Raw genomic sequence first — 20,503 nt, 5'->3', positions numbered from 1 at the left:
CTAAAAACATCAGCAACGGAGAATTCCGGTAAAAATACCCATTAAAACAATAAAAAATAGAAACCAAATCATGAAATCAATACATAACACCTGTTTTTCATGTTAAAAAAAAGGACAATAAAATTATTGTCCATTAATCACAGCATTAAGATCAACACAACCACATCACGATGGTATAGAAATCAATTATAACTGGTCAAGATTGAGCACGTCTCGCATATCAAACAGGCCTTTATCACGGCTATGCACCCATGATGCCGCCCGTACCGCCCCGCTGGCAAAAGTCATGCGGCTGGTGGCCTTATGGGTAATCTCAACCCGCTCACCAATGTCGGCAAACATGGCGGTATGCTCACCGACGATATCGCCGGCACGAATCGTGGCAAAGCCAATGCTCTTCGGATCGCGCTCGCCGGTATAACCTTCACGCGCATACACTGCACACTCTTTAAGATCACGCCCCAGTGCGCCAGCGATCGCCTCACCCATCGCCAATGCGGTGCCGGAAGGGGCATCCACTTTATGGCGGTGGTGCGCTTCAATAATCTCGATATCGGTATAGTCGCCCATCACCTGAGCGGCTTTTTCCAGCAGTTTCAGCACCAGGTTGACGCCGACGCTGAAGTTGGCGGCGAAGACGATGCCTATCTGCTGCCCGGCGGCTTTGATGGCATCTTTACCGGCATCGTCAAAGCCGGTCGTACCAATCACCATGGCTTTTTTATGCTCGACGCAGAATGCCAGATAAGCCAGGGTGCTTTCCGGGCGGGTGAAGTCGATCAGAATATCGAAATCGTCGACTACCTTTTCCAGACTGTCGCTAACGGTCACGCCCAATGCGCCAACGCCTGCCAGTTCACCGGCATCGGTACCGATCAGACTTGAACCTGGCCGCGATATTGCTGCCCCCAACACCACGCCCGGTGCCTGCTGTACCGCCTGGATCAATTGACGGCCCATACGGCCGCCGGAACCCGCAACCGCTATGCGGATTAATGAATCAGTCATACTTGCTCTCTTGTTGATTTGACGCCTATCCCATTATACCCGTCATCTTTCAAGTTGCAGCGTTGTTACCTGCTTACAAGGCCCATCCATGGGCCTTGCCCTTTCAGGGCCGCTGCAAGCAGCGTTCAAATCTGTTCCCGACAGATTTGTCGCTCACCCCAGTTACTTACTTGAGTAAGCGCCTGGGAATGAGCGAGCTGGGCGCCTAGCTGCAACTTGAAAGCTATAGGGTATAGGCTATCGGTTCAGGGTAACTGCCCCACCTTATCACCGCCAGAGGATTCATTTCATAATTAGAAAATTATGATATCTCCCGCATTTCATCAGCAATGCTGTCAATGGGTTAACATTCGCTGCAATAAACGCCAATTCACGATTGTACATAATCATGCAGTTTTGACTGGAAAAATCTGCATAAAAAAGGCACCACCAAGGGTGCCTAAAAGGTCATGAGATGGGCTGTTCAACCGGTTAATGTCATCACTTCCTCAGCAATCGTCGCTAACGCGTCATGACGGGCGTAATCGGCCTGCACCACCGCCGCACGCTGCCGATAAGCCGGCCGCGCCAGAATTTGCTGCACCGCCTGACGCAACTGTTCCTCATCCGGAGTGCTGGTATGCAGGCTAATGCCGCAGCCCGCTGCCACCACTCGTGCGGCGGCTTCAAGCTTATCCTCGCCGGTCCCGGCGACAATCAAGGGCACCCCCTGATCCAGGGCATAGCTGATTGAGCCATAGCCGCCATTGGTGATCAACAGCGCCGCCTGTGGCAGCCAGTGTTCGAAAGAGATGAACTCCCGCACCCTGGCATTAGCGGGCAACAGCGCCAACAGTGGATCGACAGCCCGCCCGCCGGTGGTCGCCAATACCCTTACCGGCAATTCAGCCAGCGCCTTCAGCGTCGGGACAATCAACTGGTGCAGATCGACATTCGCCAGCGTCCCCTGCGAAACAATCACCAACGGTCGCCGGTCGGCTTCATCCCACTCATCGGTGGTTTCAACCTCCGCCGCCGCGCTGCGCAGTGGCCCGATAAAGCGCACGCTGTCCGGCAGATCTTCACGCTGATACTCCAGCGCCGGGGTGGCCAGTTGCAAAAAGCGATCGCAGCCGCCAATCAACGCATCGGTAAAGGGCTGCTGCAACGGCTGGCCACCGGATTGCGCCATCGCAATATCGAAACTCTGTTGCACCTCATCAATTAACGCGCGGGTGTCTTCATCCACCAACTGTTCACGCCGCAGCTCTCGTGGCAACAACGCCGGAGGGATACGCGGCCCATAGAAGATCGAATCCCTCGAGGAATACGACAGCGGCGTGACCCCAATGCCGATCACTGGCGGACGATCCGTCCTCTGCAACAACGGCAGCACCCCATAAAAGCAGTTTTCCACCATCAACAGGTCAGGCGTCTCGGCAGCCATCACGCTGCGTAACTGCCTATCCAACAACGGGATCGGCGCGGCGAAGAAATCTTTCAGCGCCAGTGCCATCTGTGCATTGCCCGGCGGCAGCGCAGCCCGTTCGGGAAAATGCTGCTCAAGATTGCGGTAGTCGAAATCGACTCGTTCATCAAAGGCGATAAACTGCGCGCCTGCCGCCTCAGCGCGCTCACGAAACAGTGCACCGGTTATCACCCGCACCTGGTGCCCTTGTACAATCAGGTGTCGGGCAATGCTCAGCATCGGATAAACGTGGCCGGGCGTGGCCACGGCGGTCATCAGAATACTTGCCATAGGGTTTAAATCTCTGCGTTAGCCGGCTTCAGCGCCTGATTGGCGCACACCGGGTTGCTCTGAATATGCACTCGCTGCAAATGGCGAGCAGAACGCGTGGTAAAGCCTTCGCGCCCGTGCAACAACGAGAAGTTGTCCGCTATCACCACGTCGCCCTGCTGCCACTGATGGGCGTAATAATGACGAGGATCGTAGAGATGCTGTTGCAGGGTCTGATGAAATGCCTCTTGCTGATCCTGTGGCACCCCGTGATATTCCAACGCGTGCTGGTTAAGGAACTTTTTGCCTTTGGTCGGTGGCTCGTTGTAGCGCATGATCTGCCCGTTACCGTTCGGATGATCCACTACCAGCGGTGAACAAACTTCACCACCGTAATGCACCACCTGCTTAATACAATAAGAGATCGACACTTCCCGCCACTGCGCCAACAACGACTCATCGGCATTAGCCAACAGGCATGTGGTATCGACAAAGGTGGTGCGACCGCCCTCATCCTGCGAAGGTGCGGCCACACAATGGAACAGCTGGAATTCCGGGATGGTCGGCTTGTACATGCCGTCCCAGTGCAGCGGCACATAGCTACTGTCGAAAATATGGTCCTTGGCATCCGGGTGTTCTTTCACGTCCAACACCGCCCCGAATGGCCACATCATGATCTCGCCCCAGCCTTCGGCATAGCCTGTCAGCAGTTGCGGATCGGTAAAACCAGAGTCGAAGCCACGCAGCACCAGCAGGTGATGCTGCTGGGCCAGTGAACGCAGCGTTGCCACCGGCAGTTCGCTGATAGATTGGCCGGGGTACTGCGGGGTCAGCACTGCGCCAAAAGGGGTATTGAGTTCAATGCGGCAGTTCAGCGTTTGATTTTCCATAGGTCACTCTCCTTGAATCGAATTTGCTGCTCACACGGCCACCGTGCCGTTAAAAGACGCCCGTTAAAATGGCGGGCGCAAGGTGCTGCATTACGCCATCTGTGGCTGTTCGACCAGGTAATGGCTGGGTGTTCCGCGGATCGCCACCAGTTCGCCCGCCAGCTGCTGCGCGTCTTTGCGCTTCATCAGCACAAACTGGCCGTTAACGTTGGCTGCCACGCCATGCCAGGGGGTCAGCCAGTCATCTTTGGTCGGCATCATGTGGATGCCCATTTTCAGGCTGTCGGCGGGCTGTGGGTGAATCGACAAACGTATTGCCTGCGGGAAATGCTGGGCCAGCAAGTTGCCCCAGGCCCAGCTGCGCTGGATCACGCCACAGGCACGCTGTTTAGCGTCTTTCTGCAGCGCGGCATTGGAGCCGCTGTAGCCCGGCAGTTGGCTGTCTTCATATAAAAATCGGGTGATTGCGCGATATAGCTGCAACCCCTGCTCGTCCTGCATCAGCCGGTGTTTGATTGTTTCCTCCGGCTCAGCGTAATCGTCAACCAGCAACTGGCGCAGCAGGTCATAGTCGCCGGTATGCTCGGCCAGCCCTTCCACGTCACCCAGATTGAAGACACTCAGGTGAGTCGCCCCCACTTCGTGCAACAGGTTTTCAATTTCATGTTGATAACGGTTGATCGCGTCGTCACTGACGCGGATCAAATCACCGAAAACGTGGCCATCGGAGCAGATGATGATGTGGGCACCTGGCGGGTAATAAAGCTGAATGCGCTGACAGAGGGAATTAAGAAATATCAACGACAGCCGTTCGGCCATATCGGGCAGGGAACCTATCACCTTATTAGTGTTGGGTGATTTTGTCGGGAAGGCAGGCAGGACAAATTCAATACGCTGCTCATTTTCAATAAATGCCCGAATACGCGGTAATTGCACCAGAGAAACCGCCTGTTCCTCTTCAGCATTTGAACTTTCCAACCCCGGAAATCGACGCCGGTATTGCAATAGTTCATGAAGGATTTTTAACGATATTTGTTCAATACGAGCACTATCCACAATTAACTCCTGTTCAGATGTGGCGCAGGCAACTTATTTGCAAACGCAATAAGACTTATCAAAAAGAGAGAGGCCGTACGGAAAATCGGACTTACCTCGAGACTTATCTGCTTCAGGCAATATAGAAGAGATAATGCTATATTATTAGCCCTTACAATTAACAATCTTGGTTAAGTTGAACTTAACAAACTATGAGTAATATTCTAAAACGCATGGCTATTTTTTCTAAAGTTGTCGATTGCGGCGCATTCAGCATGGCAGCCAAAGAATTAGGCATTACTACCTCCGCCGTTAGCCAACATATCCGTCTGCTGGAAAACGAGTTGGGCATACAATTACTTCTGCGTTCTACCCGTTCACTGAGCCTGACCGAGGCCGGGCTGTGTTTTTATGAGGATTGCGTGTTGATGAATCATGCCGCCGAGCGGGCGCAGCAACGTATTGCCGCGTTACGCGGTGAACTGGCCGGTGAACTACGTGTCGCCACCTCGACCGAATTCGCCACCCATTATCTGGTGCCGGCGCTGCAAAGCTTCCTTGACGAGCACCCGCGTATCACGCTGAGGCTGGAAATTCATGATGAAAAGATCGACCTGATAAACCAACGAATCGATCTGGCGATCCGTGGCGGCGTGATGGCTGACTCCAGCTATGTCTCTACTCGTCTGGCGCGCTTTCGCGAAGTGCTATGCGCCTCGCCAGCCTACCTGGCCAACCACGGCATGCCAGAAACGCCGCAGGCGTTGATGCACCATCAATGGGTCACCTTTACCCCCCTGGGGAACCCACAATTTGTTCGCCTGCTCCACCCTGATGGCGATGAGCATCGGCTGCGTATGACCGGGCGTTTATTTACCAATAACGGCATGGCGATGAAAGAATTGGCGCTGGCCGGTAAAGGCATCATCCGTAATTTCTTCGTCAATGTTGAAAAGGAATTGAACCGAGGTGAATTGGTCGAGGTACTGCCAGAGTGGCGGCTACCGGATATTAGTTGCTATGCTATTATGCCGCGCAGGGACAGCCAACCCGTAAAGGTTCGTCGTTTACTTGAACATATGAAAATTCATTTACAGAAGAAAGAGCAAAATTCCGTAGACCAGCTACGAACTTAATAAAATAAGAAACATCTGTAACGCCAATTAATTTAGTTATTTAACCTTTCAGCCCATTACTGACCAGCACCAGAGTTTATTTAGATTGCAGCCTAATGATATTAACCTTAATAACTTTATCACTGTCTATATAATCATTCCCTCTGCCGTTAATTCAAATTGTCAGAACGAATTTGACTTTAAGTAACAGAAAATTTGAATTAGCCCCCGCTTTTATTATTTTTCACCCTGACGTCTGCCCGTAAAAGTAAAACGGGGAGCCAAGGCTCCCCGTTAATTTATTCATGTTGGCTAGTTAATCAACCTGCTTGATATCAACCCGCAGCTCTTTCGGCACTTCGAACACAATGTTCTCTTCACGCCCACTGACTTCCTGCACGTTGACACCGCCCAAGGCTTTCAAACGGGTGATCACCTCTTGCACCAATACATCCGGTGCCGATGCGCCGGCAGTAACGCCGATATTATGCGCGTCCTTCAGCCAGACTTCCTGAATGTCAGCGGCGGAATCGATCAGGTATGCCGGCTTGCCAACACGCTGCGCCAATTCTGCCAGGCGGTTGGAGTTCGAAGAGTTTTTCGACCCCACCACCAGCACCACGTCCGCATCTCCGGCCAGGTTGCGTACCGCTTCCTGACGGTTGGTGGTCGCGTAGCAGATATCGTCCTTGCGCGGCCCGATAATGCTCGGGAAACGCTGGCGCAGGGCATCAATCACGTCAGAGGTGTCATCCACCGACAGCGTGGTTTGCGTCATAAAGCACAGGTTGCTTTCATCCTTTACCTGCAGCTTCCACACATCGTCCGGTGACTCCACCAGGTACATGCCGCCCTTCGGGTTGCTGTACTGGCCCATGGTGCCTTCCACTTCCGGGTGACCGGCATGGCCGATCAGGACAGCCTCGGTGCCACGGCGGCTGGCTCGCGCCACCTCCATATGCACCTTGGTCACCAACGGGCAGGTGGCGTCAAACAGCATGGTCAAATCGCGCGCCTTGGCCTCTGCCCGTACCGCCTGGGAAACCCCGTGCGCCGAGAAGATCAGAATCGACCCGTCCGGCACTTCGGTGATTTCCTCAATAAACACCGCCCCACGCTCACGCAGGCTATCCACCACGTAGCGGTTATGCACCACTTCGTGACGCACGTAGATAGGCGCACCGTAAATTTCCAACGCGCGTTCAACGATACTGATCGCACGATCAACCCCGGCGCAAAAGCCACGTGGGTTAGCCAGCAATATTTGCATGCGTCTCCTCCTGCTGCGGGTCGATCTCCAGCACTTCAATATCGAAGGTGACCGGATGGCCCGCCAGCGGATGGTTGAAATCAACGGTAATCGAATCTTCCGCCACCTCGCGCACCACGCCCGGCATTTCGCTGCCGTTGACAGCGGTAAACAACATGATGGTGCCCGCGTCCGGCACGCCGGTTTCCGTGAAGTCACGGCGTGAGAAGAACTGGACCAGGTCCGGGTTCTCTTCGCCGAACGCCGCTTCCGGTTGCAGGGTAAAGACGCACTTGTCGCCCGCATTCAGACCGAGTAGCTGCGCTTCCAGCGGCTCGGACAGGCTGCCGTCGCCCAGACGAAACAGCGCCGGTTTACCGTTGCCACGAGTGGATTCTGCCGTCGTTCCGTCTTCCAGTTTCAGCGTGAAGTGAACCAGTACTTCGCTGTCGCCCTTAACCTGAGCCGTCATATTACTCACCTTTACTCTTTGCGCTTTTTTTCGCCGGCGACAAGAAGCCTTCCAGCACGATCATGGCCGCCCCTACGCAGATAAAGCTATCTGCCAGGTTGAAGGTCGGGTAGTGCCAGTTGCCGACATAGAAGTCGATAAAATCGACCACGAAGCCATGCCACAAGCGATCGAACAGGTTGCCGAGCGCGCCACCGATGATAAATGCATAGGCAATGTTGTTCAGCTTTTGCTGTGCCGAACTGCGGTACATCATCACCAGCAGCACCGCCACGATAGCGACGGCAATACCGGCGAAGAACCAGCGCTGCCAGCCGCCGTGATCGGCGAGGAAGCTGAACGCGGCGCCGTAGTTACGCGCATAAAACAGATTGAACGACGGGATCAACGGCTGGGACTGGCCCAGCGCGAAGTTACCGAGGATCCACTGCTTGCTGACAAAATCCAGCACCAGCACTACCACTACCAGCCACAGCCAGCGCAAGCCGGTCGAACAAATAGGTTTACTCATTAGGCAAACTTACGCTTTTCGCCGTCGCCGGCTACGTTGACAACACAGCGGCCGCAGAGATCTGCGTGCTCCGCCACCAGGCCGATATCGGTGGTGTAATGCCAGCAACGCGGGCACTTCTCACCTTCTGCGGTGCTGAAGGCGATTTTCAGGCCTTTCACCAGCTCTGCCGCTTGTGCATCTGCCGGCGCATCAGCCAGAGGCGCAACGCGCGCGCCGGAGGTCAGCAGCACAAAGCGCAGCTCATCCTGCAGGCTGTTGAGGCGTTCAGCCAGTTCGCTATCGGCATACAGCGTCACCGCGGCTTCCAGAGAACCGCCGAGGCGTTTTTCAGCACGTGCCTGTTCCAGCACCTTGTTCACTTCGCTGCGTACTTTAAGCAGCTCGGCCCAGAAGCTATCGTTCATGCCTTCGCCTTCGGCCAGACCGAACAGGCCGTCGTACCACTCTTCAGTAAACACGTACTGCGCGCGTTTACCCGGCAGGAAGGCCCAGATTTCATCGGCAGTGAACGACATGATCGGTGCCATCCAGCGAACCAGCGCTTCTGCGATATGGAACAAGGCAGTCTGGCAGCTACGACGGGCGACGCTGTCGCTCTTCGCGGTGTACTGACGGTCCTTGATGATGTCCAGATAGAAGGAGCCCATCTCAACCGAACAGAACTGCATCAGACGCTGTACTACTTCATGGAAATCGTAATTGGCATAAGCCTGTTCGATATCCTGCTGCGCCGCCAGTGCACGACCCACAGCCCAGCGATCCAGGACGACCATCTCTTCCGGTGCCACGCAGTCGGTGCTCGGCTCAAACCCGTTCAGGTTGGCCAGCAGGAAACGCGCGGTGTTACGGATGCGGCGGTAAGAATCGGCGGAGCGTTTCAGGATCTCGTCCGACACGGCAATTTCACCGGTGTAGTCGGTAGAAGCGACCCACAGGCGCAGGATGTCGCCGCCCAGCTTGTTCATCACGTCTTGTGGACTGATGGTGTTGCCGATCGACTTGGACATTTTGCGGCCCTGACCGTCCACGGTGAAGCCGTGGGTCAGAACTTCTTTATACGGCGCCTTGCCTTTCATCGCAGTGGAGATCATCAGTGATGACATAAACCAGCCGCGGTGTTGGTCGGAGCCTTCCAGATACATGTCGGCGCCATGGCCATTGAACTCAGGGCGAACGTCGACCACGGAAGAGTGGGTCGAACCGGAGTCGAACCACACGTCCAGGGTGTCTGGCACTTTGACGTAATCGGCAGCATCCGCGCCAAGAATGTCGGCCGCGTCCAGATCCCACCAGGCCTGAATACCGTCCTGCTCAACGCGCTTGGCCACTTCTTCCATCAGCTCAACACTGCGTGGATGCAGTTGCTCGGTGTCTTTGTGCACAAACAGTGACATCGGCACGCCCCAGGTACGCTGGCGCGAAATACACCAGTCCGGACGGTTGGCAACCATGGTTTCGATGCGCGCCTGACCCCACTCAGGGATCCACTGCACGCCTTTGATTTCTTCCAGCGACTGCTTGCGCAGGCCTTTCTGATCCATGCTGATGAACCATTGAGGGGTCGCGCGGAAGATGATCGGCGTTTTGTGGCGCCAGCAGCATGGGTAGCTGTGAACCAGTTTTTCCACGTGCAGCAGTGCGCCTTTCTCACGCAGCAGATCAACGATCAGATCGTTGGCCTTGAACACAAACTTGCCGTCCAGCAACGGGTGGGTGCCGGTCAGGTAGCAGCCGTTCGGCCCTACCGGATTGGCGATTTCCAGACCGTATTTCTGGCTGATGACAAAGTCGTCCGGGCCGTGACCACCAGCGGTGTGTACCGCACCGGTACCGGCATCCAGCGTGACGTGTTCGCCGAGGATTGCCGGCACGTCGAAGCCCATAAATGGATGTTCGAAACGCATCAGTTCCAGATCGGCGCCTTTGCAGCTACCCAGCACTTCCCAATGGGTAATACCGGCGCGTTTCATCACGCTTTCCACCAGTTCAGCCGCCAGGATCAGGCATTGACCTTCTACCTGTATCAGCTGATAAGCAAATTCCGGGTGCAGCGAGATAGCGCGGTTAGCCGGCAGCGTCCACGGGGTGGTGGTCCAGATCACCAAGGAAATCGGGCCGTTAAAGCTGGCCACATCAAACTTGGCCGCCACGGCAGCCGCGTCTACCGCGTGGAAAGCCACATCGATAGACGGCGAAGTTTTGTCGTAATACTCCACTTCCGCTTCCGCCAGGGAAGAACGGCAATCGGTACACCAGTGCACCGGCTTGGCACCTTTGAGCAGGTGGCCGTTGCTGATGATTTTACCCAGCGCGCGGATAATGTTGGCTTCGGTTTTGAAGTCCATGGTCAGGTACGGGTGATCCCAGTCGCCCAGCACGCCCAGACGGATGAAGTCTTTCTTCTGGCCTTCAACCTGCTCAGCGGCGTACTCACGGCACTTGATACGGAATTCTGCCGCGCTGAGCTTTTCACCCGGCTTGCCGTACAGTTGCTCGACCTTCAGTTCGATCGGCAGGCCGTGGCAGTCCCAACCCGGAATGTAAGGCGAGTCAAAACCGGACATCCCTTTGGACTTGATAATAATGTCTTTGAGAATCTTGTTAACCGAGTGACCAATGTGAATGCTGCCGTTCGCATACGGAGGGCCGTCATGCAAAATGAAGGATTTTTTGCCCTTTTTGGCAGTACGAATCATCCCGTACAGATCCTGTTCATACCAACGTTGCAGCATGCCAGGTTCACGCTTGGCCAGATCGCCGCGCATCGGGAACCCTGTTTCCGGCAAGTTCAGGGTATTCTTGTAGTCACTCATTAGATTCTCGGTTCCGTTTTCGGCTATAGAGATTAAACCGGTGTCTGTAGCCCGAAGAACTTCCGGGCCGTCACCACATCATTGGCGATTTGCTGCTTCAGCGCATCGAGCGAAGCAAAACGCTGTTCATTGCGCAATTTCGCGCGGAGCACCACGTCTATATGGCGCCCGTAAAGATCCATTGTGACATCCAGCAGGTGGACTTCCAGCTGCTGTCGCACGCCGGCAACGGTTGGGCGTGTACCAATATTGGCCACGCCGGGGAGCGGCTGGGGCCCCAGGCCATAAACTTCTACCGCATAGACTCCCTTCACCGGGGCAACCAGGCGTTTCAGCGGCAGGTTGGCGGTAGGGAAGCCAATGGTACGGCCCAGTTCATCGCCGTGTACCACCCGGCCAGAAATACTGTACGGGTGGCCCAGCAGCGTTTCGGCCAATGCCAGGTCGTCATCGCGCAGCGCATTGCGGATCGCCGTGCTGCTGATACGTTGATCGCCCTCGCGGAAAGTCGGCGTGCTGATCACTTCAAAACCGTATTCTTTCCCGGCTTTTTGCAATAGCGGAAAATCGCCCTGGCGAGTCGCGCCAAAGCGAAAATCATCCCCGACCATCAGGAATTTCACGCCCAGTTTCTCCACCAGCAGTTCGGCAACAAATGCCTGTGCCGTATTGGCAGCGAAACGCGGGTCGAACTTGACGCACAACAGGTAGTCAACGCCCGCCTGCGCCAGGTATTTGGCCTTGTCACGCAAACGCGTGAGACGGGCCGGTGCCTTGTCCGCTGCAAACATTTCCAGCGGCTGCGGCTCAAAGATCATGACCATCACTGGCAGCCCGAGGCGTTGCCCCTCTTGTTTCAGCTGCTCCAGCAACGCCTGGTGACCGCGGTGTACGCCGTCAAAGTTGCCGATGGTGAGCACGCAACCATGGTGGCGTGCCCGGATATTGTGAATGCCGCGAATTAGCTCCATAGCTGGCTCAAAACAGTGGAAATCGCCGGATTATACCTTGTACAGCGGTTAAGGTTAACCCGCGATTGGTGCCTTTGTGTAATAGACATACCATACCGGAGATAATCTGCAGGTGAAACGCTCTCGCCGCAGTTTATCCGGCGACTCAAAGCTGATTATCGACCACGACCAATAGCTTGCGACCAATGCACCAACTCATTGCTGAATTTTCTCGCGAAACACTGTATTCCCATGCTCGAAGCTGGTAAAATCCTGCCCCATCACAACGTAGCAAGTGCCGCCAGTACAAACGGCGCTTATTTGCACAAATCCGTTGACAAACGAAGTCTAAAAGGGGATATTCCTCGGCCTTCGAATTGTCCTCAATAGAATATATTTGGGAGTTGGACCTTGGCTAATATCAAATCAGCTAAGAAGCGCGCCGTACAGTCTGAGAAGCGTCGTAAGCATAACGCTAGCGGCCGCTCAATGATGCGTACCTACATCAAGAAAGTAGAAGTTGCTATCGCAACTGGCGACAAAGAAGCTGCAAAAAATGCATTCCTCGTAATGCAACCAATCGTGGACCGCAAGGCAGCTAAAGGCCTGATCCACAAAAACAAAGCTGCACGCCATAAGTCAAACCTGACTGCGCGTATCAACGCAATGCAATAAGCATTACGTTGTCAGCTTGATAAAAAAACCGGCTCAGGCCGGTTTTTTTACGTCTGCAATACCCGGTCTAGTAAGCAAACAATGCAGAGAAGTCCTTGTTGCACACCCTCTGTACCGCCGGATGCTGGATCATGCGCTCGGCAAAGATGATGTAGTACTCTTCCTGTACGCTATCAATACGTCCAATCTCCACCACGTCATCATCGTTATAGGTATCCTGCGCATACAGCGTCGGCGCAACGAAGATCGCGTTGTGGTACATACCAAAAGTTTTCATCAGGGCCGCATCATCAAACTCGCCCAGGATCTCCACCTGAATACCCTGGGTGTTAAACCAGTTCAACAGCTTACGGCCCAACATCGAACGTCGACCCGGGATCAGCAATTTTCGCTGTTCCAGACAGGCGGGAAACGGCAGATCCGGTGCCGGTTGGCGGCAGAAGAAGCTGATGCCGCATTCACCCAGCTTGAGCGAAAACAACCCTTCCTGCTGGCTGGAATCTACCGGGCAGTCTGACAGGATCATATCGAGCTTATGCTGACTGAGCTGCTCCAGCAGCATCTCGTGCGTCGACTCAAAGCACCGCAGATGAATTTGCTCATTATCCACCACTACCGCCGTCTCCAGCACCTGGCTCACCAAACGTTTGGACAGCGCATCTGCTACCCCGACGTCGAACAGCAGGTTGGATTCCTTGCGGTAATTAACGATATCCAGCATTTCCTGGCTGAGCATAAACATCTTGTCGGCATAGCGAAAAACCAGTTGCCCCAATTCGGAGGGCACCAGCCCACGCCCCTGGCGCTTGAACAGCTTGCCGTCCAAACGTTCCTCCAGCGCTTTGATCTGGCCGGTGATGGTCTGTGGTGTCAGAAACAGTGCTTCGGCGGCGCCGACCACCGAACCTTCCTTGCAGACCTGCCAGAAGTAGTAAAGGTGATTAAAGTTGATATGCGACATCCTCACGAAGTGCTCTCCTTAACATTCCGTCATGGCAAAACTGCGGCCGTAACGAGCGACTAATGTCCTTTCCCTGTTTCAGACAACCTGTTGCTGCATTCGTCCCAAACAGAACGGCCGAAGCTGCGCATATTTTATCCTGCGCAGCTCCGACCAGCTATTGTATTGTAGTGAGTCCCCACGAACAGGGGATCCCCTAAAAGAGTTATCTGACTCGCGGTAACGACATGCGTAACAGACCGTACCCGACCACCGCCGCCGTGGTAGAGCCAATCAGGATCCCCAGCCGCGAATAGGTGCTCAGAACAACATCCGCATCGCCAAAGGCCAGCGAAGCGATAAATATCGACATGGTAAAACCAATACCACAGAGCACGGAAACGGCAAACACCTGTTTGAAACCAATTCCTTCAGGCAGCTTGGCAATGCCCAGTTTCACTGCCAGCAGGCTAAAGGTGAAGATGCCCAACGGCTTACCGATAAACAGACCGGCTGCAATACCCACTGGCAACAGTGAGGTCAGCCCGCTCAGTGACACGCCTTGTAATGAAACCCCGGCGTTGGCAAAGGCAAACAGCGGCAGTATCAGGAACGCCACCCACGGATGCAGTTCATGCTCCAGCGTCTCTGACGGCGACGGCCCTTTCTTCACATTCAGCGGGATCATAAAGCCGATAATGACCCCAGCCAGCGTCGCATGGACCCCGGACTTGAGGATAGCTACCCACAGTACCAAACCGACAATCATATACAGCGAGGTTTTGCCCACGCCGCGCCAGTTCATAAACGCCAGCACGGCGATGGAGGCGGCCGCCACGCCCAATGCCGCCATCGAGACTTCGTGGGTATAGAACAGCGCGATAATCACGATCACACCCAGGTCATCGATGATCGCCAGCGCCAGCAGAAACACCTTCAGGCTGGTCGGCACGCGGTTACCCAACAGCGCCATCACCCCAAGGGCAAAGGCGATATCGGTCGCTGCCGGGATTGCCCATCCCTGACGAGCAACCTCGTCCGCACCGTTGAACATCAGGTAAATCAATGCCGGTGCCAGCATGCCGCCCAGTGCGGCAATCGCCGGGAACACCGCCTTGTCGCGCCCGGCTAATGACCCTTGCATCAGCTCACGCTTGACCTCCAGGCCAACCACCAGGAAAAAGATCGCCATCAGGCCGTCGTTAATCCACAGCAGCAACGGCTTGGCAATCTCCAGTGAGGACACTTTCACCATCACCGGTAAATTGAGGAAGGCGTGATAAATCCCCTGGGCTGGGGTATTGGCCATGATCAACGCGATAATCGCGGCTACGATCAGGATAATGCCGCCCGCGGCTTCCTGACGTAAAAATTGACGAATGATGTTGGTCACAATACGTCTCTCCAGAGCAGCGCAAGGCACAGACGGCCCTGCAGACAAAGTAATGGAATGAGTATAGACGGCGAATCACTTCGATAAAATACGTTTATAAATACCTAAAACATCGTAAAAACCGATTTATAAGCGATATATATCACACTTTAACCAGGGGTATTAGCGGACGTTCAGCAATAAAAAACCCCGGTTTTGACGCCGGGGTTATACAGTACGCTAACAGAAACAGGAGTTTAGCGTGTCAGGTCGTCAAAAAACTTTTTCACCCCGTCGAAGAAGCTCTTCGAACGCGGGCTGTTTTTGTCACCGGAAGGGCCACCCAGGCTCTCCTCCAGTTCCTTCAGCAATTGCTTCTGCTTGTCGTTCAGGTTAACCGGGGTTTCTACCACCACACGGCACAATAAGTCGCCCTGGCTGCCACCACGAACCGATTTAACACCCTTGCCACGCATGCGGAACAGTTTTCCGGTCTGAGTCTCTGCCGGCACTTTCAGCTTCACACGGCCATCCAGCGTCGGGACTTCAATCTCGCCGCCCAACGCCGCCATCGCGAAGTTAATCGGCACTTCACAGTACAGGTTATTACCTTCACGCTCGAAGATAGGGTGCGCTTTCACCTGAACCTGAACGTACAGATCGCCTGCCGGCGCGCCGTGCTCACCCGCTTCACCCTCACCCGCCAGGCGGATGCGGTCACCGGTATCAACGCCGGCCGGGATTTTCACCGACAGCGTTTTGGCTTTCTCTACCCGGCCGTGGCCGTGGCAGCTATTGCATGGATCTTTGATGATCTGACCACGACCATGACAGTGCGGACAGGCCTGCTGCACCGTAAAGAAGCCCTGGCGCATCTGCACCTGGCCCTGCCCGTGACAGGTTGGACAGGTCACCGGCGAGCTGCCCGGCTTCGCGCCGCTGCCGTGGCAAACGCCACACTCTTCCAGCGTCGGGATGCGGATCTCTTTGGTCACGCCACGAACCGCTTCCTCGAGGGACAGCTCCATGTTGTAGCGCAGATCGGAACCGCGGCTGGCGCGCTGACGGCGGCCACCACCGAAGATGTCGCCAAACACGTCGCCAAAGATATCGCTGAACTCGGCACCGCCGCCAAACCCGCCGCCGCCGCCCATACCGCCTTGTTCAAAGGCCGCATGGCCGTATTGATCGTAGGCCGCACGTTTTTGATCGTCGGTCAGGATTTCGTAGGCTTCCTTGATCTCTTTAAACCTGGCTTCGGCGTCTTGTTCCTGGTTGCGGTCAGGATGGAATTTCATCGCCAGACGTTTATACGCCTTTTTGATCTCACGCTCTTCCGCCGTCTTGGAGACGCCGAGAATCTCGTAATAGTCTTTCTTCGCCATTATTTCTGTAACCCTTAACATGCGTGCACGGGCGTAGAGTTGCCTCGACGCCCGTGCTGGTTTGCGGTAACGGCCTCTCGGCCGTTCCGTGCCCGCTTAAGGGCGATTATTTTTTGTCTTTAACTTCTTCGAACTCAGCGTCAACCACGTCGTCGTCTTTCTGCGCCGCGTTGTCAGCACCGGCATCAGCACCTTGCTGAGCCTGCTGCGCCTGAGCCATTTCCAGCAGCTTGCCGGAAACCTGCACCAGAGCCTGGGTCTTCGCTTCGATCTCGGCTTTATCTTCGCCTTTAACCGCCACTTCCAGATCTTTCAGCGCCGCTTCGATAGCCGTTTTGTCTTCCGCCGGCAGTTTATCGCCCGCTTCTTCCAACTGCTTACGGGTGCCGTGGATCAGGTGGTCGGCCTGGTTACGGGTCTGCACCAGCTCTTCGAACTTACGGTCCGCTTCGGCGTTCACTTCGGCATCACGCACCATTTTCTGGATTTCTTCTTCGTTCAGACCGGAAGAAGCCTTGATGGTGATTTTCTGCTCACGGCCAGTATTCTTGTCTTTGGCAGACACGTGCAGAATACCGTCGGCGTCGATGTCGAAGGTCACTTCGATCTGCGCCATACCGCGTGCAGCAGCCTGGATACCGTCCAGGTTGAACTGGCCCAGTGACTTGTTATCGTTAGCGCGTTTACGCTCACCCTGCAGCACATGGATGGTTACCGCAGACTGGTTGTCTTCAGCGGTAGAGAACACCTGGCTGTGCTTGGTCGGGATAGTGGTGTTTTTGGTGATCAGCGGAGTCATCACGCTGCCCATGGTTTCGATACCCAGCGACAGCGGGGTAACGTCCAGCAGCAGAACGTCCTTCACATCACCGGCCAACACGCCGCCCTGTACCGCAGCACCCACCGCAACGGCTTCGTCCGGGTTAACGTCTTTACGTGGTTCTTTACCGAAGAAGTCAGCAACTTTCTTCTGAACCATTGGCATACGGGTCTGGCCACCGACCAGGATCACGTCCTGAATATCGGAAACCGACAGGCCTGCGTCTTTCAGTGCCACTTTCAGCGGCTCGATAGAACGCGCAACCAGATCTTCAACCAGCGACTCGAGTTTTGCACGGGTCACTTTGATGTTCATGTGCTTTGGACCGCTCGCATCTGCAGTGATGTACGGCAGGTTAACGTCGGTCTGCTGAGCGGAAGACAGTTCAATCTTCGCTTTCTCAGCGGCTTCTTTCAGACGCTGCATCGCCAACGGATCGTTGCGCAGATCGAAACCTTGTTCTTTCTTGAACTCTTCCACCAGGTAGTTGATCAGGCGGCTGTCGAAGTCTTCACCACCCAGGTGGGTATCACCGTTGGTTGCCAGAACTTCGAAGGTTTTTTCGCCGTCAACTTCGTCGATTTCGATGATAGAGATATCGAAAGTACCGCCACCCAGGTCATAAACCGCGATGGTACGGTTGCCGACTTCTTTGTCCAGGCCGTAAGCCAGGGCCGCAGCGGTCGGTTCGTTGATGATACGTTTTACTTCCAGACCTGCGATACGGCCGGCGTCTTTGGTCGCCTGACGCTGTGCATCGTTGAAGTATGCAGGTACGGTGATAACCGCTTCAGTTACCGGTTCGCCCAGGTAATCTTCAGCCGTTTTCTTCATTTTCTTCAACACTTCAGCAGAGATCTGCGGAGGTGCTACACGCTGGCCTTTCACTTCAACCCATGCGTCGCCGTTATCAGCAGCCACAATTTTGTACGGCATGATGTCTTTATCACGCTGTGCTTCTTCATCCTGGAAGCGACGGCCAATCAGGCGCTTAATCGCAAACAGGGTGTTTTGTGGGTTAGTAACAGCCTGACGCTTAGCAGGCTGGCCAACCAGAATTTCACCATCCTGGGTATATGCGATGATCGAAGGTGTTGTACGGTCGCCTTCGCTGTTCTCCAGCACGCGCGCTTTACCACCATCCATAATTGCTACACAAGAGTTGGTAGTACCCAGGTCGATACCAATAATTTTGCCCATCTAAACGTCTCCACTAATAAATTCATATTCGGTCAGGTTGCTAACCTATATGTGGGCAATTTTTTGTTTTTCAACTGCCCAACATTTCAGTCTTAGCCGCGGTCAGCAACTGCGGTTGCAAATAAGATGGGGTCATACAAGCGAGCATCAAGGGGCAGGACAAAAAAAATTTCTTTTTTATCGTCACTCAGATCATTGTTTCCTGTTCCGGGGATCATTATGATGCCGCGCGCTCTGATGGAAGTTATCGACTTTTCGGCCATTCAGACCATTTATGAATTTACTTCGCTATTTTCGTTAATTTTCTGTTATTGCAGAGGACTTATGCACACCAACAAGTTGGCGAATCCCGGCCCTCTCGGCCTGATGGGCTTCGGGATGACCACCGTCTTGCTGAACCTGCACAACGCGGGCTTTTTCCCATTGAACTCCACCATTATCAGCATGGGGATTTTCTTCGGTGGACTGGCCCAAATTATGGCCGGCCTGCTGGAATACAAGAAGGGTAACACCTTCGGCATGACAGCCTTTATCTCTTACGGCAGCTTCTGGCTGAGCCTGGTCGGGCTGCTGCTGCTGCCACGCCTGGGTCTGGCTGAACCGACTGACGCCGGCGTGCTGGGCATTTACCTGGCACTGTGGGGCGTCTTCACGCTGTTCATGTTCTTCGGCACTCTGCGCGCCAACCGCGTGCTGCAGTTTGTGTTCGGCAGCCTGACGCTGCTGTTCGCCCTGTTGGCGATCGGTAACATTACCGGCAACCATGCGCTGCTGAACTTTGCCGGCTACGAAGGCATTATCTGCGGTGCCAGCGCCATTTACCTGGCCATGGCGGAAGTGCTCAACGAGCAGTATGGCCGCACGGTGCTGCCGATTGGCCAACCGGACGTCGACAATGTCGAGCCGATTCGGGCAGTGGCATAAGCACCATAGGCCTGAAACAAGAAGCCCTGCGGTTGATTGCAGGGCTTTTTTTTAGCTGTAAGAACCGGCGCGCTGTGCCCTGGTTTCGCTGTTTAGATCGCGATGCAGGTAAATCCCCAACAGTAACCCGATGCCCGATAGCGCCAATACGTAGTAAGCGGGTGCTAACGGAGTTAACTTCATGATCAACGTCACAAATATTGGGGTTAAACCACCAAAAATGGCGTATGCAACATTATATGAGAACGAAATCCCGCTAAATCGCACTTCCGCCGGGAAAGCCCGCACCATCACGTACGGCACCGCCCCCACGATACCCACGCTAAAGCCCACCAGCGCATAGCAGGCAAACAGCATTTCCGGATGTTCACCCACCGTCCGATAAAATAACCAACTGCAACCAGCCAACAGCAGGCTACCGACGATAAAGGTTTTGCTGGCACCAAAGCGATCCGCCGACAACCCGGCGATGATGCAACCGGCAATCAGCATAATGGTGGCGATGCTGTTAGCCTGCAACGATAACGCCGGGGCGATACCAAACTGTTTTTGCAGATAGGTCGGGGTCATCAGGATCACCACCACGATACCGGCGGACAGTAGCCAGGTCAGCAACATCGACACCACCACTTCCTTGCGATGATTGAGCACCACCGATTTCAACGGCAGCTCTTCTGCCAGGGCCTTACGCGCCTGCATTTCGAGGAAGATGGGCGTTTCCTGCAGCCAGCGGCGCAGATACATCGCCACCAGGCCGAAAATGCCGCCAAGCAGGAACGGGATGCGCCAGCCACCGTCAATAATGGTCTGTTGACTGAGCGTCGTATTGACAACCGTTGCCACCAGCGAGCCCAGCAGGATGCCGACGGTCAGGCCGGCAGTCAGCGTGCCGCAGGCAAAACCGATGCGCCGGCGCGGCACGTGTTCAGCAACAAACACCCAAGCCCCCGGCACTTCACCGCCGATCGCCGCCCCTTGCAGCACGCGCATCAGCAGCAACAACAGCGGTGCGGCAATGCCGATGCTGGCATAGGTCGGTAACAGGCCCATCGCCAGCGTCGGCAACGCCATCAGTAAAATACTCAGACTGAACATTTTTTTGCGGCCGACCAGATCGCCGAAGTGCGCCATCACGATGCCACCCAGCGGGCGGGCCAGATAACCGGCGGCAAAAATACCGAAGGTTTGCACCTGACGCAGCCATTCCGGCATATCCGCCGGGAAGAACAGCTCGCCCATTACCGCTGCAAAAAAGACAAAGATGATGAAATCGTAGAACTCCAGTGCACCGCCCAGGGCAGCTAACGTCAGAGTTTTGTAGTCTTGCCGGTTTAACCGGCGATTATTATCGTGAGCCATAGGGTACCGTCGGAGGAGACTGTGAAAATAAAAGCCATCGGCTTTCTGTAAACGAATCCTTACTA

The 20,503-nt window shown here is 54.8% G+C and carries 17 protein-coding genes; 3 read left to right on the top strand and 14 right to left on the bottom strand.

What is annotated here, in order from left to right:
- Positions 1-186: 186 nt before the first annotated feature.
- The 4 genes from dapB to pvcA all read right to left on the bottom strand — a co-directional run bounded on the left by dapB (position 187) and on the right by pvcA (position 4,671).
- Positions 187-1,008, bottom strand: coding sequence for a 4-hydroxy-tetrahydrodipicolinate reductase (gene dapB / locus E5C26_RS03440; RefSeq protein ID WP_135315067.1), 822 nt, complete (start codon positions 1,006-1,008; stop codon positions 187-189).
- Between the two features lie 463 nt (positions 1,009-1,471).
- Positions 1,472-2,731, bottom strand: coding sequence for a glycosyltransferase (locus tag E5C26_RS03435; RefSeq protein ID WP_135315138.1), 1,260 nt, complete (start codon positions 2,729-2,731; stop codon positions 1,472-1,474).
- A 20-nt stretch (positions 2,732-2,751) separates the two neighbouring features.
- Positions 2,752-3,615, bottom strand: a complete 864-nt coding sequence (locus E5C26_RS03430; protein ID WP_135315066.1) for a TauD/TfdA dioxygenase family protein — start codon at positions 3,613-3,615, stop codon at positions 2,752-2,754.
- Positions 3,616-3,705: 90 nt separating this feature from the next.
- The gene (gene pvcA, locus E5C26_RS03425) at positions 3,706-4,671 is read right to left on the bottom strand and encodes an L-tyrosine isonitrile synthase (RefSeq protein WP_135315065.1); all 966 of its coding nucleotides are present in this window, start codon (positions 4,669-4,671) and stop codon (positions 3,706-3,708) included.
- A 191-nt stretch (positions 4,672-4,862) separates the two neighbouring features.
- On the opposite strand from pvcA, the gene E5C26_RS03420 reads away from it, so the two are divergent.
- Entirely contained in the window at positions 4,863-5,786 is a 924-nt protein-coding gene (locus E5C26_RS03420) for a LysR family transcriptional regulator (RefSeq protein WP_135315064.1), read from the top strand.
- A gap of 295 nt (positions 5,787-6,081) precedes the next feature.
- On the opposite strand, the gene ispH is transcribed toward E5C26_RS03420, so the two are convergent.
- From ispH to ribF, 5 genes are read right to left on the bottom strand one after another with little or no spacing between them, the layout of a single operon-like run.
- Positions 6,082-7,035, bottom strand: coding sequence for a 4-hydroxy-3-methylbut-2-enyl diphosphate reductase (ispH, locus tag E5C26_RS03415; protein WP_135315063.1), 954 nt, complete (start codon positions 7,033-7,035; stop codon positions 6,082-6,084).
- On the bottom strand, positions 7,016-7,486 hold the full coding sequence (gene fkpB / locus E5C26_RS03410; protein WP_135315062.1) for an FKBP-type peptidyl-prolyl cis-trans isomerase: 471 nt from the start codon (positions 7,484-7,486) through the stop codon (positions 7,016-7,018). Before fkpB ends, ispH begins: the two co-directional genes overlap by 20 nt.
- A gap of 1 nt (position 7,487) precedes the next feature.
- Positions 7,488-7,997 carry a signal peptidase II gene (gene lspA / locus E5C26_RS03405; protein ID WP_135315061.1) on the bottom strand — a complete coding sequence of 170 codons (510 nt, stop codon included), beginning with the start codon at positions 7,995-7,997 and terminating at the stop codon, positions 7,488-7,490.
- Positions 7,997-10,813: an isoleucine--tRNA ligase gene (gene ileS / locus E5C26_RS03400; RefSeq protein WP_135315060.1), complete on the bottom strand. Its 2,817-nt coding sequence runs from the start codon at positions 10,811-10,813 to the stop codon at positions 7,997-7,999. The genes lspA and ileS overlap by 1 nt, the downstream gene beginning before the upstream one ends.
- Positions 10,814-10,845: 32 nt before the next feature.
- Positions 10,846-11,784, bottom strand: coding sequence for a bifunctional riboflavin kinase/FAD synthetase (ribF, locus tag E5C26_RS03395; protein WP_012005148.1), 939 nt, complete (start codon positions 11,782-11,784; stop codon positions 10,846-10,848).
- A gap of 390 nt (positions 11,785-12,174) precedes the next feature.
- Between ribF and rpsT the strand changes: the two genes are divergently transcribed.
- The gene (rpsT, locus tag E5C26_RS03380; RefSeq protein WP_037420676.1) at positions 12,175-12,438 is read left to right on the top strand and encodes a 30S ribosomal protein S20; all 264 of its coding nucleotides are present in this window, start codon (positions 12,175-12,177) and stop codon (positions 12,436-12,438) included.
- A 67-nt stretch (positions 12,439-12,505) separates the two neighbouring features.
- Here the strand turns inward: rpsT and nhaR are convergent, their stop codons facing one another.
- The 4 genes from nhaR to dnaK form a co-directional block, all read right to left on the bottom strand.
- Positions 12,506-13,405, bottom strand: coding sequence for a transcriptional activator NhaR (nhaR, locus tag E5C26_RS03375; RefSeq protein ID WP_004950031.1), 900 nt, complete (start codon positions 13,403-13,405; stop codon positions 12,506-12,508).
- A 199-nt stretch (positions 13,406-13,604) separates the two neighbouring features.
- Positions 13,605-14,771 (bottom strand): Na+/H+ antiporter NhaA, encoded by a 1,167-nt coding sequence (nhaA, locus tag E5C26_RS03370; protein WP_135315059.1) that lies wholly within the window; start codon positions 14,769-14,771, stop codon positions 13,605-13,607.
- A 236-nt stretch (positions 14,772-15,007) separates the two neighbouring features.
- A complete protein-coding gene (gene dnaJ / locus E5C26_RS03365; protein WP_135315058.1) occupies positions 15,008-16,135 on the bottom strand; it encodes a molecular chaperone DnaJ in 1,128 nt (375 codons plus the stop codon).
- A gap of 106 nt (positions 16,136-16,241) precedes the next feature.
- A complete protein-coding gene (dnaK, locus tag E5C26_RS03360) occupies positions 16,242-18,155 on the bottom strand; it encodes a molecular chaperone DnaK (protein WP_012005144.1) in 1,914 nt (637 codons plus the stop codon).
- Positions 18,156-18,479: 324 nt separating this feature from the next.
- Here dnaK and satP point away from each other — a divergent pair, with 324 nt between their 5' ends.
- Positions 18,480-19,079, top strand: coding sequence for an acetate uptake transporter (gene satP, locus E5C26_RS03355; protein ID WP_135315057.1), 600 nt, complete (start codon positions 18,480-18,482; stop codon positions 19,077-19,079).
- Positions 19,080-19,130: 51 nt separating this feature from the next.
- On the opposite strand, the gene E5C26_RS03350 is transcribed toward satP, so the two are convergent.
- Positions 19,131-20,438, bottom strand: a complete 1,308-nt coding sequence (locus tag E5C26_RS03350) for an MFS transporter (protein WP_135315056.1) — start codon at positions 20,436-20,438, stop codon at positions 19,131-19,133.
- Positions 20,439-20,503: the final 65 nt, after the last annotated feature.

Source organism: Serratia proteamaculans (assembly GCF_004684015.1).
Lineage (GTDB): Bacteria > Pseudomonadota > Gammaproteobacteria > Enterobacterales > Enterobacteriaceae > Serratia > Serratia proteamaculans_F.
This window is presented reverse-complemented; position numbering and strand designations above follow the sequence as displayed.